Below are 17,255 nucleotides of genomic sequence, written 5' to 3'. Positions count from 1 at the left end.
TAGAGAGAATTGCAAGAGCACTCATCCACACTGCTCCTGCTTCCGATGACTTTTTCAAGGAGCGACCATGGCTGGGGCAATCTTTTATAACAAGGTAGTGCAAGAACTGTATGTTTCCTATTTTGGCCGTCCGGCCGATCCCAACGGCCTCCTGGCGTTAACCGGGGCGCTGGCCGATGCCAATGCGCCGACCGACACCGCCGGGCTGGACGCCGCCTACGCGTCGAACGCCCGCGTGCGCACCTTGATCGACAGTTTCAGCACCAGCGCGGAGTCGAGCGTGCTGTACGGCACCGCCGCGCCGGGCTTCGACACGGTCCGCTTCGTCAGCCAGATCTACAACAACCTGTTCGGCCGCACCCCGGACGCGGGCGGGCTCGCGTTCTGGACCAAGGCGATCGATTCCGGTTCGCTGACCCAGGCTGCGGCCGCGCACTCGATCCTGACCGGCGCCCTGACCGCCGCCAACGCCGACGCCGTGCTGATCAACCGCAAGGTCACGTTCGCCAAGATGTTCACGGCGTCCATGGACACCCCCAATGAAACCTATGCCTATCAGGGCGACATGGCGGCCCAGTTCGGTCGCGACCTGCTCTCTGGCGTGACTGCGGACAGCGATGCAGCGGCGTTCCAGGCAAGCGTCGACAGCACCCTGGCACAACTGGTCTCGGCGACCAAGCTGACAGTGGGGGCCGACAGCGCCGGTGGCATGCTGTTCCTGGCCGACCTTGATGGCAACAGCAATACATTGCAGTCGAGCGACAGCCTGGTCGGGGGCGATCACACCGACACCTTGCGCGCCGTGCTGCGCCCGACAGCGGACAACCAGGCGCCGGCGCCGACCACCAGCGGGGTCGAACAGATCCGCGTGCATGCCGCCGGCCCTACCGACGGGTCAGGCCTGGTCGCGCTCGACGCCGCTCGCATGAGCGGGGTGGGACGCTGGGAAAACGATCACAGCCGTGGCGACCTGACCATCAGCAATGTCAGCGTCCGCAGCGGCCTGCTACCGGAACACGTGACCATCGCCATGGTCGGCAGCGCCGCCGGGGATGCCGATTTTTCCGTGTATTTCCACCACGATGGCCTGCGCGCGAGCCTGCCGACGACCGGTTCGTCCACGCTGCGCCTGCAACTGATGGACACGCGCGCCAGCGAAGCGGGCAGCCCGCCGCTGAAAGACAGCCCGTACGATGGCTTTCGTTTCCTGTTGAACAAGGTGCCGGTGCAGGTGCGTTCCAGCGCCATCGACCAGGCCCAGACCTATGAGGCCTTGGTCAGCGCCATCGGCGCCGAGATGGCCGCCACGCCGGAGCTGCAAAAGCTGGTGGTCAGCCTGGGAGACGCGTTCCAGGCCTTCGACACCAGCACCGGGCAATTGCAGAGCGGACGCGAAATTGTGATCACCAACACCGGGCCGGGCAACCTTGGCATTGCCGGCCCCAGCTGGCTGCAACCGGGCGCGGGCGAAGAAGGCACGCAGGTATCGGGACCGTCGTCCGGCGCCGTGCCGCTCATTACCGCCGCCATCGTGCTCGATAATGTCGGGCGGGGCGGCACCGGCGGCGACCTGCTAGTGGGCGGCACGCCCTATCTGTCGACGCGCGTGAGCACCGGCTTCGAAGCCTTCAACATCAGCGTTGAACGCACCAGTTTGCTCCAGTCGATCGATTCGACCGACAAGCTGCTGCAAACGGTGACGTTGGCCAATGGCGCGATCAAGGGCGACCTTGCCGTGCGCGGCGTCGCGGGTGGCGCGTCATTGGCCGAGGCGTACGGTTTCCATGATGTGCGCCAGGTCGACGCCAGCGCGATGAGCGGCAAAGTCGACCTGACGGCCGTGATCAGCGCCGCCTCCGCGACCAAATACCTGGCAAAACCGGGCACCCAAACCGGCTCGGTCACCGGCACGATCGACTTTCATTATGTTGGCGGCAGCAACAATGACAGCTTGTCGCTCGATCTCTGGCATGGCGCGGCGAGCAGTCGCGGCGTTCGCCTGGCCGGGCAGGAAGATTTCCGTTTCACGATCAGCGGCGGCGATGGCGACGATGTCTTGCAGCTGCGCGTGCTGGCGGCGCCGGCGGGTGAGGAGAACTGGGTCATCAACCAGGACCGCAATAACAACATCCATCTCAGTGGCGGCGATGGCAATGATACGATCCGCAAGCCGGGCGCGGGCGATACCGTGATCGACGGCGGCGCGGGCGACGACCAGGTGTACCTGACCGATACGGCAGCCGCTGCGGGCGCCTTGCAGGCGGCCAGCGACAACCTGATCACCGGGGGGGCGGGCAACGACACGATCGTGCTCGGCGTCGCGGAAGCGGCGCTGGTTGCGCAATCGAGCAACGACACGCTGATCTTCGGCCGGCAATTCGGCAACGACAAGATTTTCAACTTCGACGTGAGCGGCACCGGCATCGATCACCTCGATGTCAGCGCCCTGGGCGGTCTTTTCCTGAGTAGTTCGCTGGCGCTGGACAAGTCGATCACCATCGCCAATCTGAGCGACGCCAACGACAGCGCAGCCAAGGTCGGCGCGCTCTTCAGTGCCAATAACGCCGCCGCGCAGACGCATGTGTATGCGGTGCTCAATGCGACCGGCAACGCAGTGGACATTTACGCGATTGCCGACGCGGCCGGCGCGGGCAATGCCGTGGCGACCCTGGAAGGCAGGATCGATTTCGACACGGCGCAGGTGGTGCGCGGATTAGGCATGGCGAACTTCGTCAACGCCGCAAGCGCCGGTTACAGCCAGGCCGAGGGGGCGTCGAGCGCGGTGGCGGCACAGCTGGTGGGCGTGGCGCCGGATGCTGATGTGCCTGGAATCTTCCAGACGTAACCCTGGACGTAACGAAACTGGCAGGCCTCGTCCACGACGGCGCCTGCCAGCGGGCAAATAGCGGGATCAGTTCATCAGCGCGGTGACGGCATAGCCTTTTTCGGCGATCTGCTCGTTGAGGTGTTCGATGGCGTAGTCGGGCAGGCGATCGTCCTCGTCGGCGATTTCGAAGGCCCTTGCCTCCACTTCCCAGTCGGTATTCGTGGCCTCATTGGGAATATTGCGATCCTGCGGCACTGCCAGGTACGAGTACTTGCCGTCGTGTTCGGCCCTGCGGTAAATGTCCAAGCGCATGATGGTTTCCTATAAAGAAGAAAAGACGCACACCCGCTTCGCGTGGAGCGCGTGTGCGTGCCTGAATGTAGCCGAGCTTCCCCTCCCCGTCTGTTAAGTATTCAACATCGGGTGTCTTTTTTGTACCAATGTATTTATCTCCTCAGCGGTTACATTTGGTGCATATTGAGATTGATCAAGCTATGATGAATTCATTGATTGCGTAGAGCAACATTGTCATACGCAGTCGTGATCGGCCTTTCTGAAGGAATTATCATGTCTGCGCAATCGGCTCTCGGCAAACTCAAGGTGTGGCACACGTATCTGATCCTGAGCGTGCTCGGGATCATGGTAACGAGCATTCCAACCTATTTGTATTTCAAGGAAGCGGCCAAGGGCTTGACGGCCTATGCGTCAGAACAGGCGGGCATGCCGGGCGTGGCCAGCATTCTGCGGGTGATCCAGCTGACACAGCAGCATCGGGGCCTGTCGGCGCTGGTGCTCGGTGGCGACAAGGGGGCCGAAGACAAGCGCGCGGCCAAGCAGCGCGAGGCCGAGGCCGCCTTCGCGGTGGTCGACAGCCTGATGACGCACATCAGCGATCCCACCATCGCCATGCGCTGGTCGGAGCCGCGGCGCGAGTGGGAAACCCTGCGCTCGGGGGTGTCCGGCAAGACGATGACAGTGGCCCAAAGCTATGCCGCGCACACCGCATTGTTGGCCAAGGCGCTGAAAGTGAACGAATTGATCGGGGACTATTACGGTCTCAGCCTCGATCCGGACAAAGATTCGTATCAATTAATCCAAGCCATGTATTACCAGTTGCCGTATCTGACGGAAGAACTGGGGCAATTGCGCGCCAAGGGCGCCGGCTTGCTCGGAAAGAAAGAAGCCACCCAGGAAGAACGGCAGATCATTTCATCGATGATCGGCAAGATCAACGACCGCGTGCAGCAAACCACGAACGCCTTCGGCAAGGCTGCCACGTATAACCCGGCGATCGGCGCCAGCATGGCACCGCTGATGAACGACGCGGTCACGCTGTCGACCACGCTCACCGGGCTCGCGACCGAACAGATCCTCAAGCCCGAGGCGCTTAGTTACAGCGCAAGCGAGTATGTGGCCGCCGCGACGCGCGCGATCGACGCCCAGTTCACGCTCAACAGCGCGGCCAAGGCCGATCTCGACACCATGTTCGTTACCAAGATCGGCAACTTCCATGCCGAACGCTGGACCATGCTCGGCGTCATGCTGGCGCTGCTGGGCGCCGCCGGCTGGTTCACCGTACTGGTCACGCGCGCCGTCACGGTACCGCTGAATAACGCCGTCGCGGTGGCGCAGAGCGTCGCCAGCGGCAACCTGGTCAACGAATTCGATGTCGGCGCGGACAATGAAGTCGGAAAAATGCTGCGCGCCCTGAAAGACATGAACGACAGCCTGCGCGGCATCGTCGGCGATGTGCGGGTCAGCATCGAGAACATCAGCGCGGCCACCCGCGATATTGCGTCGGGTAACAACGACGTCTCGTCGCGGCTCGAATCGCAGGCCTCGAACCTGGAGGAAACCGCCTCGTCCATGGAAGAGCTGACGTCCACGGTGAAGCAGAACGCCGACAATGCCCATCAGGCCAACGAACTGGTGCTGGGCGCCTCGCAGGCCGCGACCAAGGGCGCGGCGGTGGTATCGCAGGTGGTGCGGACGATGGGCGACATCAACGAGGGCTCGCGCAAGATTGTCGACATTATCTCCGTGATCGACGGCATTGCCTTCCAGACGAATATTTTGGCACTCAATGCCGCCGTGGAAGCGGCGCGCGCCGGCGAGCAGGGCCGTGGTTTTGCGGTCGTGGCCAGCGAGGTACGCAACCTGGCCCAGCGCTCCGCCTCGGCCGCCAAGGAAATCAAGGTGTTGATCAATCACAGCGTGGACCGGGTGGAAGCGGGCAACCAGCTCGCCAACGACGCAGGCAGCGCCATGAGCGAGATCCTGAACAGCGTGACCCGGATCACCAGCATCATGGCCGAGATCGCCGTCGCCTCGGCCGAGCAAGGGGCCGGGATCGAGCAGATCAACCATGCGGTGACCCAGATGGATGACATGACGCAGCAAAACGCCGCCCTGGTCGAGCAAACCGCGGCCGCGTCGAGCAGTTTGCAGGAGCAGGCGGCCACCCTGGTGCAGGCGATGAGTATTTTTACGCTTGGGAGTGAGGCGGCCCATGCCGGAGCACGGCCTGGCGCGCCTGCGCGCACCGCTGCGGCGGCACCACGCCGCCTGGCCGGCGCCAGGCCTCAGCAATTGAAACACGGGTAAAGCGGCACGGGGGTAGCACGAGGGTAGCACGGGCGTAGCGCCGGCCTGGCGCGGCGCCGGGCTTCAGCGCCCGGGGCTGCCGCGCAGCACGCGCGCCGGCAGCATCACGATCGAACGCAGCAGTTCAAACACCGCTTCCACGCCGATGCCCAGCAGGCGAAACGGCAGGAGCACCAGCCACACCAGCGGATAGAGCACAAGAGCCAGCAGGGCCAGCGGCCAGCAGAGGACAAGCACCACCAGCCACAACAGGAAACTCAACATCGTTTTCTCCTCACGGGAAAAGTTCAGGTGGGTGTACTGTAAGGACATCGCGCCGATGCCGCAATGCGCGTGCGACCAACGGCGCCAGGGCGCGGGCGAAGTGCGAAAAACCGGGATAAGTGGGGACGATGCGCCCGAACAGATGCGCTCGGAACGCCACCGTCGCCCCCGCCAGGGCGGTCCCCGGCGGGGGCGACGGCGTAAAACGGCAGCAGTTACTGCCCGACGCAAATAATCTTGGTGGCGTATTCGTGCGCGTTGGACTTCTTGTTCGATGCCCAGTCGATCACTTCCTGGGCTTGCCCGATGGTCATGATGGTGGCTTTTTCCTTGTTCTTGATGAAGGAAACACCTTCGAACTTGCCTTCCTTGCTGCGCATGACTTTGGCGAACACGGGCGGCTTCAGCGCGTCGTCGCTGAGTTTGTTTTGCTGGACGAGGTAACGCTGGTCAATATTTTCCATATGCACTTATATAAACGGTCAAGCCCGCATTTTACGGGCTCGCCCGCCGCGCGGCAAATCGATCGGCGGCGCTGGCTGGCCGGCGCATGCCGGCCCCGCTCCACCAGTGGCCCCGATCAGGCGTAGACGCGCACTCTTTCGACGGACTCCGGCACCACCGCATGCAGCACATCAACCCGGATCGCCGCTTCGAGCGAGGGAATCGAGCCACCGGCGCGGTAATGGAAACTCACCTGCAACACGTCGCCCGCCTTGCACTGCACGCCCTGTTGCAGCGGCAAGGTCATGTAATGGTTTAGCCAGTCGATGGTGGCGTTCTCTTCGCTCACGACCGCCAGCACGTTCTTGGTAATGAAACGCATCGCATTGACGACGCCATTCTTTTCAACCAAAAACTTGCCTTCCCACGCGATGCGGGTGTCTTGCGGCTGGCTGAAGTCGAGAATGCTGTACACCGACGGCGGCGCCATTTCGACCGTGCCGGGATGGATTACCGTGGTTTCCTGGAACTGCACGATGGGCGCGTAAAACCCTTCGAAGTCGTATTCCTGCTGCAATGGCTGGACCGCCATGATGACCGCTTCCGGCAAAAAGCGCGGCAGCGGGCCGCCAAAGCGCGCCAGATAGCGTTGCTTGAACGATTCGATCACTTCCACCTGTTTTTCGCGCAACATGCCAACGTGGATCATTTCGCAGATGACAATGTCGACCGGCTCCGGCGGCAGGTACTCGAAGGCGTCAGCGTGCACCACCTCGACCTTGTGGCCGTTCGGGTTCATCGACATCATCTTGCGCGCTTCCTTGACCATGTCGGGATTGAATTCGACGCAGTACACTTTTTCAGCCTTGGCGGCCGCGAACCAGGACAGCACGCCCGTTCCGCCACCGAGCTCGAGCACCTTGGCGCCAGGAAAAACCGCGTAATGGATCGCCGACTTGAAACCGTGCATCCGGTTTTGGTCCATCAACATATTGTGGTGATAGTGGACAGGAATGAACTGCCCCAGATAGCAGCTTTCGATTTCGCGTTCGTTCAGCATAATTTTCCCTTTGGATTGGCGGCCAGGCCGTCACGGCCCGGATGCCCCGCCGTTGCTTGGCTTTGATTAGTACGACGTAATCATTATCAACAACATGGGTGCAATTTGATGCCGCGAGATAACTCGCTTTTCCGTGCCAGTTCGGCGCTTGCCGGCGCCCGCTTTCACCGCCACGTCCCTTAAAGGCCGCGCCGGCTCTGGGCAAGATGGGCGTTGATGGCGTCGGAGATGCGCGGCTTGTCGGCGCGCTCGGCGATCTGGGCGGCTGTCAGGCTTTCATTATTGCGCAGGGTGGCGTCGGCGCCCTCCCGCATCAGCAGCCTGGCGGCCGCTTCGTGGCCTTCGCGTGCGGCAATCATCAGCGGGGTCAGTTGACTGGGCGTTTCGGCGTCGATGTAGGCGTGGTGCTCGAGCAGGATGCGGACGATCTCGTCGTCGCCGCTGGCGGCCGCGTAGTGCAGCGGGGTCCAGCCGGGATAGGTGACGATGGCGCCCTTGGCCAGCAAGGCCAGCACCGCCGGCTTGTTGCGCTTGAACGCGGCCATCATCAGGGCGCGGTTGCCGTTCGGCGCGGCCAGTTCGAGGTCGATGCCGCTCTGGCCGAGCAACACGTTGACGACATCGTTGGCGCCCTCGCGCAGCGCGAGGATCAGCACGCTTTGGCCGGTGATCGGATCGACCGTGTTCGGGTTGCCGCCGTTTTTAAGGAGTTTGCGGGCCATGGACGCGTTGTCCAGCTGGGCGGCAACGACGAAATCGCGTACCGGATCGGCCGCCGCCGTGGCCGAGGCGCTCGCAAGCACGGTGGCCAGGAGCAAACGACTGATCAGCTTGAACATGAAGGTAGGTCCGTAAACGCTTGAATTTATTGAGAAATACCGATTCGCTCAGAAACCGGATTAACTGTGCTCACGCCGCAGAATCCACTTCAACTTTATCGCGTATGACCTTGAAAAGATTGAAGAAATTATCGGTCGTTTGCTGCGCCACCGTTGCCAGCGGCACGTCCTTGAGCGCCGCCAGGTATTCGGCCACGTGGCATACAAAGCCCGGCTCGTTCATCTTGCCCCGGTGCGGCACCGGCGCCAGGTAAGGCGAATCGGTCTCGATCAGGATGCGATCGAGCGGCACGGCGCGGGCCACGGCTTGCAACTCCTTGGCGCTCTTGAAGGTGACGATGCCCGAAAAGGAAATGTAAAACCCCATCGCAATCGCGGCCTCGGCCACTTCCAGTGATTCAGTAAAGCAATGCATTACGCCGGCCACGCCGCCCTTGTCGGTCCCCGCGCCCTCTTCCTGCATGATGCGGATGGTGTCCGCACTGGCGGCGCGGGTGTGAATAATCAATGGCTTGCGCGTGATTCTGGAAGCACGGATGTGCACCCGGAAGCGCTCGCGCTGCCACTCCAGGTCGCCCTGGAGCCGAAAATAGTCGAGGCCGGTCTCGCCGATGGCGACGATTTTCGGATGGTGTGACAATTCGACCAGCTGGTCAACGGAAGGTTCCGGCGTATCCTCGTAATCGGGATGCACGCCGACCGAGGCGTAGATGTGGGGATACTCCTTGGCCAGGGCCAGCACTTGCGGAAAGTCCGGCAGGTCGACCGACACGCACAGGGCGTGGGTGACCTTGTTGGCGGCCATGGTGGCGAGGATCTCGGGCATGCGCGCGGCAAGCTCCGGAAAATTGATATGGCAGTGGGAGTCGATATACATTCCGACATTGTAAACGTTAGGAGACCTCGAACAACCTACTGCGCGGCGCAATTTTCGCCCTGCGATGCTCACCGTACCTTCGTACGGCTGCGCTTCTCGAACGAAACTTGCGCCGCTCGCGACGGTTCTTCGAGGTCCCCCTAGCCGATACGCTTGCCCAGAATGATCAGGTCGCGCTCGATGCCGTCCAGGTTGGCCACGCGCGGCAGGTTGGCCCAGGTATCGAAGCCAAACTTCTTGAACAAGGCCAGGCTGGGCGCGTTGTGGCCGAAGATGAAGCCGAGCAAGGTGTGCACGGCAATGTTCGGCGCGTAGGCAATGGCCTGTTCCAGGCAATAGCGCCCGATGCCCTTGCCGCGCCAGCTTTCGGCGATATAGATCGACAGTTCGGCGGTGCCCGAGTAAGCCGGGCGGCCGTAGAAGTTGGAATACGACATCCAGCCGATCACCTCAGGGCTGGCGCCGGCGTCGTCGGCCGCGTGCAGCACCCACAGCGGGCGGCGCTCGGGATCATGGTCGTCGAACCATGCCTGGCGCGAGGCCACTGACACCGGCTCGGTATCGGCAGTCACTTCGCGCGAGGCGATGGTCGAATTGTAAATGTCGACGATGACAGGCAGGTCGTCGGGACGGGCAACACGATGGACGAAAGACGGCATACAGCGAGCGGTGACAGTCAGGTTAAAGGGTTTTTACAAGGTATGCGTGGCGCGCGAGGAGCGCAGGGCCGCGCCCAGGATCTCTTCGATACGCAACTTGGCGCGCTGGCCAGTCTCGTCGTCGGGGAAATGCACGCCGATGCCTTGCGCCTTGTTATTGTTGGCGCCCGCAGGCGTGATCCAGGCCACCTTGCCTGCGATCGGGTATTTATTGGTATCGTCCATCAACGCCAGAATCAGGTAAATCTCATCGCCGATCTTGTACGGCTTCACAGTGGGCACAAACATGCCGCCGTTGCGCAGGAAAGGCATATACGCGGCATACAGCGCCGCCTTTTCCTTGATGGCAAGCGACAGGACCGAAGGACGCGTGATTTGCGGAGCGCTTGGGTCAGTAGGGTTGCCAGACATTAAAATCCTTTCAGGTACAGCATGCAGTGTAATCAAGCAACAGGTCTTCGACAAACAATTTCGGCGACAGCGGATGGTCCGCGATCGCGCGCCGGTCGTTTGCATTTTTCATCGCGCGCAGCAGGTTCGCAGTGTGTACTTTGCCAGCAAGCACGGCGATTTCCTTCTGGTAACGTGGATAATACCGGATACTACCCGCTAGTTTGTAGGAAAACAGATCGTAAAGCCAGCGCTGCATCCAAGAAACCAACGTCGACAGGGGTGCTTTGCTCAATTTTTCGGCAGTCCGCAGTGCGCCGTCGACGCTCGGATGCGCCAAGCAGTGCAAGAGCGCCTCCAAATCCTCGCGGTTACCCGTTTCGGATTGCGCCAGCGCGGCCAGCGGCGCGCCGCCCTGCTCGCGCAGCCAGCTGTCGGCGTCCGCCAGGCCCTGTTCTTTCAGCCAGGCCAGCGCGGCGGCTTCGTCCGGCATGGGCAGGGCGAACTTGCGACAGCGCGACAGGATCGTCGGCAGCAAGCGGTCCAGGCTGTTCGACGAGAGCAGGAACACGGTGCCCGGCGGCGGCTCTTCCAGTGTCTTGAGCAAGGCGTTCGAGGCCGGCATATTGAGCGCCTCGGCCGGATACACGACCACCACCCGCAGCCCCTGGCGGTGGGTGGAGATGTTCATGAAGTCGGCCAGCGCCCGGATCTGCTCGATCTTGATCTCTTTCGACGGCGCCTTGGTCGACTTGGCTTTCTTGCCGCCGTCAAGCTCGGCGCCCTCTTCGCCCTCGGCCGGCGCTTCGTCTTCCAGCGCTTCAGGCCGTACGCGGCGGTAGTCGGGATGGTTTTGCTGCGAAAACCAGCCGCACGACCCGCAGGCGCCGCAAGCGTGGCCGTCGGGACGAACGTTCTCGCACAGCAAGGATTGGGCGAAGGCTTCGATAAAATCGGCCTTGCCGGTGCCGGCGGCGCCGTGGAACAGGATCGCGTGCGGCAAGCGTTCGCGCATCAGCTGCAATTGCTGCCACGCACTCGCCTGCCAGGGATAAATTGTATTGCTCATCGCGACATTCTTAGTTTAATCAATCACTTACAGCAGCGTTTCGAGGATGTCGCCCAGGGCGGCCTGGATCTCGGCAATCGATTTCGTGGAATCGATGACAACAATCCGTTCCGGAAACTGCGCCGCGCGGCGCAGGTATTCATTGCGGCAGGCCGCGAAAAAGTCGGCTTTTTCCTGTTCGAACTTGTCCAGCGTACGGGTGGCGTCCAGGCGCGCACGGGCCACATCGAGCGGCACGTCGAACAGCAAGGTCAGGTCCGGTTGCAGATGCGGATGCACCCATTGCTCCAGCGCCTCCAGCTTGGCCCGGTCCAGGCCCCGTCCGCCGCCCTGGTAGGCAAAGCTGGCGTCGGTAAACCGGTCGGAAATGACCCAGTCGCCACGCTCCAGGCCCGGTTCGATGACCTGGGCGATATGCTCGCGGCGGCTGGCGAACATCAGCAAGGCCTCGGTTTCGAGGTGCATCTTTTCGTGCAATAGCAGTTCGCGCAAGTGTTCGCCGAGCGCGGTGCCGCCCGGTTCGCGTGACGAGACGACGCGCTTGCCGCGCGCTGCCAGGGCGGCGGCGACAAAGCCGATATGGGTGGACTTGCCGGCGCCGTCGATGCCTTCAAAGCTGATGAACTTGCCTCTTGAGGCGGTACTGTCGGTCATGGAACGGGAAACGCCTATCGTTGATATTGATTCACTGCCCGGTTATGGTCGGACAAATTGCTGGAAAACTGGCTGGTGCCATCCTTGCGCGCCACAAAATACAGGGCGTCGGTCTTGGCCGGCCCCAGCGCGGCGGCCAGCGATTGCACGCCAGGCAAGGCAATCGGGGTCGGCGGCAGGCCGGTGCGCGTATAGGTATTGTACGGCGTGTCGGTTTCGAGGTCGCGTTTGCGGATGTTGCCGGCGTACTTGTCGCCCATGCCATAGATCACGGTCGGATCGGTCTGCAGCATCATGCCCTGGCGCAGGCGGTTCACGAACACGCCGGCGATCATGGCGCGCTCGGACTTCTGGCCGGTTTCTTTTTCGATGATCGAGGCCATGACCAGCGCCTGGTACGGGTTGTCGTACGGCAGGCTGGGGTCGCGCTTTTCCCAGGCGGCGCCGAGGCGGTTCATCATCAGGGCGTGCGCCTGCTTGTAGATCTGTATGTCGCTCGATCCCTTGGCGAACAGATAGGTGTCCGGGAAGAACAAGCCTTCGGCCGCCTTGTAGTCGGTCGTGATCCTGGCCAGCAGTTCGGCATCGGACAGCTTGTCCGTATCGTGCTTGAGGCCTTTGTTGCTGGCAACCGCCTGGCGCATCTGCTTGAAGGTCCAGCCTTCGATGATGGTCAGCGATTCCTGGGCGAATTCGCCGCGCACCAATTGGTCGAGCAGGCGGCGCGGCGAGGTGTTCGGCTTGAGCTCGTAGGTGCCGGCCTTGATCTTCGACGCGGTCTGGGTGGCGCGCGCCAGCAAGGACAGCATGTACGGATTGACCGGCACACCGGCGTCGACAATCTCCTGGGCGGCCGTGCCCACGCTGCTGCCAGGCTGGACCGTAAATGCGATGGGCTCGCCGGACGTGGTGATCGGCTCCTTGGCCCAGGTGAAGAAGTACATCGCCGCGCCGGTGCACAGCAAGAGGATCAATATGAGTAATTTTTTGAACAAGGCCGAACTCGATTCTGTGGTTTTACGCCGTGTCCGGCGCGATTTTCGCGACATCTCTATAATGAGCCCGTAATGATAAAGCTTAAATCGGGAAATATTTGGAATTTATGAACAACTGGAATGAATATCTCTCGTCGCAGGGCGCGCAACTCGCCACTGACGGCTCCGGCCACGTGCCGGACTTCGGCCATGCGCTCACCGTCGCCGAGCTGGCATCCGGCTTCGTCGCGGCCATCACCGACCAGGCCCTGCTCGCGGTCAGCGGCGACGATGCCGCCACTTTCCTGCACAATCAGCTGACCAATGATGTTGAACATCTCGGCCTGGCGGACCTGCGGCTGGCGGGCTACTGTACCCCCAAGGGGCGCTTGCAGGCAACCTTCCTGATGTGGCGCGGCAGCGAGTCGGTCTTCCTGCAGCTGGCGCGCGACATTGCCCCCGCACTGCAAAAGCGCCTGTCCATGTTCGTGATGCGCGCCAAAGCCAAGTTCAGCGATGCTGGCGGCACAATGGTGCTGCTTGGCATTGGCGGCGCTGGCGCCGAGGCCGCGCTGCTGCCCTTGTTCGGCGCGCTGCCGGCCACGCCGTACTCGCGCATCGACCACCCGCTCGGTACCTTGCTGCGCGTGGCCGACGTGTTTGGCGCGCCCCGCTACCAGTGGCTGGCGACGCCCGAGGCGGCCCAGGCCGCCTGGCCGGCGCTCGCCAGCGCCTTGCGCCCGGCTGGCACCGACGCCTGGCGCCTGTCCGAGATTCATGCCGGCGTGCCGCAGGTCACCCTGCGTACGCAGGAGCAATTTGTTCCGCAGATGGTCAATTTCGAGTTGCTTGGCGGCGTCAATTTCAAGAAAGGCTGTTATCCGGGCCAGGAAATCGTCGCGCGCAGCCAGTATTTGGGCAAGCTCAAGCGCCGTACCGCGCTGGCGACGATCAACGCGCCGGCCCAGGCCGGAAACGAAGTGTTCGCCGCGGACGACCCCGACCAGCCGTGCGGCATGATCGTCAACAGCGCGCCGAACGGCGCCGGCGGCGTCGATGCGCTGGTGGAAATGAAACTGGCGGCCATCGAGCAAGGCAATGTCCACCTTGGCTCGGCCAGTGGCGTGCCACTGCGCATGTTGCCGATGCCCTACGCGCTCGACGCGCTCGACCTCTAGCCTGCCATGGTCGACCTGTATATTTACTACAAGGTGCGCGACGAGCACGCGGCGCGCCTCGCGCCGCTGGTGCGCGCCATGCAGGCCGACCTGGCCTTGCCAACGGGCGTGACGGGGTCGCTCAAACGCCGTCCCGGCGCGCAAGACGGGCGCCAGACCTGGATGGAAATCTATCTTGCCACCCCCAACGGGTTCGACACCGCGCTGGCGGCGGGGGTCCGGCAAGCCGGGTTGGATCAGTTCACCGATGGCCCGCGCCATTCGGAAGTTTTCATGGATATAAGCACATGTGCCTGATTGTTTTTGCATGGCAGGTCGTTCCCGGCGTGCCCCTCATCGCCGCCGCCAACCGCGACGAATTCTATGACCGCCCGACCGCGCCAGCCGGCGTGTGGCCCGAGCATCCGAACATTTACGCCGGGCGCGACCTCAAGTTCGGCGGCAGCTGGATGGGCATCACGCAAGATGGCGCCAACGGCCCGCGGTTTGCGGCGTTGACCAACATCCGCGCGCCCGAAGAGCGCCGTACCGATGCGCCCTCGCGCGGCGCGCTGGTGGTCGATTTTTTGGCCGGTACGATGACGGCCGCCGACTATATCGCGCAGATTGCCGATGGCGGCGCAGCCTACAACGGCTTTAACCTGGTGCTGGGCGACCGCAGCGGCATGGTCTGGTTTTCGAATCGCGGGGCCGGCGACGCGCGCAACGGGCAGGCGCTGGAACCGGGCATTTACGGCATTTCCAACAGCCTGCTCGACGCGCCATGGCCGAAGGTGGTGCGCACCAAGGCGCAGTTCGCCAGTTTGCTGTGCCAGGGCGCGCCCGAAGACGCGTATTTCGAAATGCTGGCCGACACCACCCGCGCGGCCGACATGCGCCTGCCCGATACCGGCGTCGCGCTCGACCTGGAGCGGGGATTGTCGGCGGTATGCATCGAGATTCCGGGTTACGGCACGCGCACCTCGACCGTGGTCAAGCTGTATGACGATGCGCCCGCCGAACTGCACGAGCGCATGCTGGCCTGATGCATGCCGCTGGCGGCCTGATGCGCTGGCAGCCGCGCCGCATCAGGCCCGGGCGCGCAGGGTTTTCGCGGCCGCGACCATATTGCGCAGGGCCGGCAGCACCTCGCTCCACTGCCGCGTTTTCAGGCCGCAATCGGGATTGATCCACAGGCGCTGCGCGGGAATGCGCTCGGCCGCCCTTTGCATCAGGTGCACGATGTCCGCTTCGCTCGGAATGTTGGGCGAATGAATGTCGTACACGCCCGGGCCGATCTGGTTGGGGTAGTTGAAATGGTCGAAGGCATCGAGTAATTCCATGTCCGAGCGCGAGGTTTCGATCGTAATCACGTCGGCATCCATGCTGGCAATCGAGGCAATGATGTCGTTAAATTCCGAATAGCACATATGGGTGTGGATCTGTGTCGCATCGTCCACGCCGTTGGCCGTGATGCGGAACGATTCGACCGCCCAGTCGAGATAATGCCGCCATTCCGCTTTGCGCAGCGGCAAGCCTTCGCGCAGGGCCGCCTCGTCGATCTGGATCACGCGCACGCCGGCCTGCTCCAGGTCCTGCACTTCGGCGCGGATGGCCAGCGCCAGTTGCTTGCATGAATCCGAGCGCGGCTGGTCGTCGCGCACGAACGACCAATTCAGGATCGTGACCGGGCCGGTCAGCATGCCCTTCATCGGCTTGCTGGTGAGCGACTGTGCGTAGCCGATCCACGCCACCGTCATGGCCTTGGGCCGGCTGATGTCGCCGAACAGGATGGGCGGCTTGACGCAGCGCGAGCCGTACGACTGCACCCAGCCGAACTGGCTGAAGGCGTAGCCGTCGAGTTGCTCGCCGAAATATTCGACCATATCGTTGCGCTCGGCTTCGCCATGCACCAGCACGTCCAGTCCCAGCGCCTCCTGCTCGCGCACGCTGCGCGCGATTTCTTCCCGCATGGCCACCGTGTAAGCCGCTGCGTCGAGCGTGCCGACCTTGTAGGCACTGCGCGCGCGGCGGATCTCGGCCGTTTGCGGAAAGGAACCGATGGTCGTTGTCGGGTACAGCGGCAAGTTGAGCAGCGCGGCTTGCCGGGCGGCGCGCACGGGGTACGGGCTCTTGCGCTGGCCCAGGCTGGCGTCGATCCGGGCGATGGCTTGCCGCACGGCCGGCTTGTTGACCCTTGGCGAGGCGCGGCGGGCCGCCAGCGCGGCCTGGTTGGCCGCCAGTTCGTCCCTGACGCTGGCGCGCCCGCCGCGCAGCGCCCCGGCCAGCACGCGCAACTCATCGAGTTTTTGCAGCGCGAAGGCGAGCCAGGATGCGAGCTCGGCATCGAGCGTCAGTTCGCTGTCCAGGTCGACCGGCACGTGCAGCAGCGAGCACGATGGCGCGATCCACAGGCGCTCGCCGAGGCGTGCGGCCAGCGGTTCGAGCCAGTCCAGCACGGCGGCCAGGTCGGTCTTCCAGATATTGCGCCCGTTGATGACGCCCAGCGACAAGACGCTGTCCGCCGGCAGCAGCGCGAGCAGCGGCGCGATATCGTCGGCGCCGTTGATGGCGTCGATGTGCAAGCCGGCTACCGGCAAGCCGGCGGCGAGCGCCCGGTTCTCGAGCAAGCTGCCGAAATACGACGCCACCAGCAGTTTGACCCGGCAAGGCTTGAAGCGCTCGTATGCCAGCGTGAACGCTTGCCGCCATGCGGCGTCGAGTTCGGTGACCAGGATCGGCTCGTCGATCTGCACCCATTCCACGCCGTGCGCCGCCAGCGTGTCGAGCAGTTGCACGTACACCGCGACCAGTTGCGGCAACAAAGCCAGTTTGTCGGAGTGATCCTTGGCCTTGCCCAGCGCCAGGTAAGTGAGCGGGCCGATGATCACCGGCTTGGCCTTGACGCCCTGCGCGGCCGCTTCGGCCAATTGTTCGAGCAGGCGGGTGGGGTCCAGGGCGAATGCGCTGGCCGCGCTCAGTTCCGGCACGATGTAGTGGTAATTGGTGTCGAACCACTTGGTCATTTCGCCGGCGGCCACGCCGTCGCAGCAGCCGTGCCCGGCTTCGGCGGCGTGCGCCGAACGGCCGCGCGCCACGCGGAAATAGTTATCGAGCTGCTCGCCCCGGAAGCCGCTCACCCGCTGCGGCAAATTGCCCAGGGTAAAACTCATGTCCAGCACTTGGTCGTAGAAAGCGAAGTCGCCCACCGGCACCAGGTCCAGGCCGGCCTGGTCTTGCCAGTGGCGCTGGCGCAGTTCAGCTCCCAGTTGTTTCAGCGCATCGCGCGACGAGTCGCCTTTCCAGTAGGACTCCAGCGCGAATTTCAATTCGCGCCGCGCGCCGATGCGGGGGAATCCCAGATTATGAACGATGGTCATTGCACACTCCTTAATTAGACAGTGCGACCATGGTAGAGAGCGCCATCGATGAAGTAC

Annotated in this window: 17 protein-coding genes; 5 read left to right on the top strand and 12 right to left on the bottom strand. The window is 63.1% G+C overall.

Translation table 11 applies throughout. The annotated features are described in order from the left end of the window. Positions 1–67 precede the first annotated feature (67 nt). Complete coding sequence (locus tag F0185_RS04575) at positions 68–2,845, top strand: DUF4214 domain-containing protein (RefSeq protein WP_167221988.1); 2,778 nt, start codon at positions 68–70, stop codon at positions 2,843–2,845. A 66-nt stretch (positions 2,846–2,911) separates the two neighbouring features. On the opposite strand, the gene F0185_RS04570 is transcribed toward F0185_RS04575, so the two are convergent. Beyond that, positions 2,912–3,139 carry a DUF6139 family protein gene (locus tag F0185_RS04570; RefSeq protein ID WP_166878348.1) on the bottom strand — a complete coding sequence of 76 codons (228 nt, stop codon included), beginning with the start codon at positions 3,137–3,139 and terminating at the stop codon, positions 2,912–2,914. A 255-nt stretch (positions 3,140–3,394) separates the two neighbouring features. Here F0185_RS04570 and F0185_RS35300 point away from each other — a divergent pair, with 255 nt between their 5' ends. Further along, the gene (locus tag F0185_RS35300; protein WP_167221986.1) at positions 3,395–5,431 is read left to right on the top strand and encodes a methyl-accepting chemotaxis protein; all 2,037 of its coding nucleotides are present in this window, start codon (positions 3,395–3,397) and stop codon (positions 5,429–5,431) included. A gap of 63 nt (positions 5,432–5,494) precedes the next feature. Here F0185_RS35300 and F0185_RS04560 read toward each other — a convergent pair whose 3' ends face one another. The 10 genes from F0185_RS04560 to mltG all read right to left on the bottom strand — a co-directional run bounded on the left by F0185_RS04560 (position 5,495) and on the right by mltG (position 12,736). After that, entirely contained in the window at positions 5,495–5,695 is a 201-nt protein-coding gene (locus F0185_RS04560) for a hypothetical protein (protein WP_166898298.1), read from the bottom strand. Between the two features lie 215 nt (positions 5,696–5,910). Beyond that, the gene (locus F0185_RS04555) at positions 5,911–6,159 is read right to left on the bottom strand and encodes a hypothetical protein (RefSeq protein ID WP_166898299.1); all 249 of its coding nucleotides are present in this window, start codon (positions 6,157–6,159) and stop codon (positions 5,911–5,913) included. Between the two features lie 116 nt (positions 6,160–6,275). After that, positions 6,276–7,199: a class I SAM-dependent methyltransferase gene (locus F0185_RS04550; RefSeq protein ID WP_167221984.1), complete on the bottom strand. Its 924-nt coding sequence runs from the start codon at positions 7,197–7,199 to the stop codon at positions 6,276–6,278. A gap of 179 nt (positions 7,200–7,378) precedes the next feature. After that, a complete protein-coding gene (locus F0185_RS04545) occupies positions 7,379–8,038 on the bottom strand; it encodes an ankyrin repeat domain-containing protein (RefSeq protein WP_167221982.1) in 660 nt (219 codons plus the stop codon). Between the two features lie 70 nt (positions 8,039–8,108). Beyond that, positions 8,109–8,915 carry a TatD family hydrolase gene (locus F0185_RS04540; RefSeq protein ID WP_167221980.1) on the bottom strand — a complete coding sequence of 269 codons (807 nt, stop codon included), beginning with the start codon at positions 8,913–8,915 and terminating at the stop codon, positions 8,109–8,111. Positions 8,916–9,055: 140 nt separating this feature from the next. Beyond that, a complete protein-coding gene (locus F0185_RS04535) occupies positions 9,056–9,574 on the bottom strand; it encodes a GNAT family N-acetyltransferase (protein WP_167221978.1) in 519 nt (172 codons plus the stop codon). Between the two features lie 33 nt (positions 9,575–9,607). Then, positions 9,608–9,985: a PilZ domain-containing protein gene (locus F0185_RS04530; protein ID WP_054262511.1), complete on the bottom strand. Its 378-nt coding sequence runs from the start codon at positions 9,983–9,985 to the stop codon at positions 9,608–9,610. 10 nt (positions 9,986–9,995) lie between these two features. Further along, entirely contained in the window at positions 9,996–11,033 is a 1,038-nt protein-coding gene (locus F0185_RS04525) for a DNA polymerase III subunit delta' (RefSeq protein WP_167221976.1), read from the bottom strand. A gap of 27 nt (positions 11,034–11,060) precedes the next feature. Beyond that, the gene (gene tmk / locus F0185_RS04520) at positions 11,061–11,687 is read right to left on the bottom strand and encodes a dTMP kinase (RefSeq protein ID WP_167221974.1); all 627 of its coding nucleotides are present in this window, start codon (positions 11,685–11,687) and stop codon (positions 11,061–11,063) included. A 14-nt stretch (positions 11,688–11,701) separates the two neighbouring features. Continuing rightward, positions 11,702–12,736 carry an endolytic transglycosylase MltG gene (mltG, locus tag F0185_RS04515; protein WP_167221972.1) on the bottom strand — a complete coding sequence of 345 codons (1,035 nt, stop codon included), beginning with the start codon at positions 12,734–12,736 and terminating at the stop codon, positions 11,702–11,704. A 53-nt stretch (positions 12,737–12,789) separates the two neighbouring features. On the opposite strand from mltG, the gene ygfZ reads away from it, so the two are divergent. From ygfZ to F0185_RS04500, 3 genes are read left to right on the top strand one after another with little or no spacing between them, the layout of a single operon-like run. Continuing rightward, positions 12,790–13,839 carry a CAF17-like 4Fe-4S cluster assembly/insertion protein YgfZ gene (gene ygfZ / locus F0185_RS04510; protein WP_167221970.1) on the top strand — a complete coding sequence of 350 codons (1,050 nt, stop codon included), beginning with the start codon at positions 12,790–12,792 and terminating at the stop codon, positions 13,837–13,839. Between the two features lie 6 nt (positions 13,840–13,845). Further along, positions 13,846–14,136, top strand: coding sequence for a DUF4936 family protein (locus F0185_RS04505; protein WP_167221968.1), 291 nt, complete (start codon positions 13,846–13,848; stop codon positions 14,134–14,136). Next, positions 14,127–14,864, top strand: a complete 738-nt coding sequence (locus F0185_RS04500; protein ID WP_167221966.1) for an NRDE family protein — start codon at positions 14,127–14,129, stop codon at positions 14,862–14,864. The genes F0185_RS04505 and F0185_RS04500 overlap by 10 nt, the downstream gene beginning before the upstream one ends. Positions 14,865–14,906: 42 nt before the next feature. On the opposite strand, the gene metE is transcribed toward F0185_RS04500, so the two are convergent. Then, entirely contained in the window at positions 14,907–17,198 is a 2,292-nt protein-coding gene (gene metE, locus F0185_RS04495; RefSeq protein WP_167221964.1) for a 5-methyltetrahydropteroyltriglutamate--homocysteine S-methyltransferase, read from the bottom strand. Positions 17,199–17,255: the final 57 nt, after the last annotated feature.

The organism is Massilia rubra (genome assembly GCF_011682065.1).
Taxonomy (GTDB): domain Bacteria; phylum Pseudomonadota; class Gammaproteobacteria; order Burkholderiales; family Burkholderiaceae_D; genus Telluria_A; species Telluria_A rubra.
Note: the sequence above shows the minus strand (reverse complement) of the source record. Positions and strands in the feature narration are given on the sequence as shown.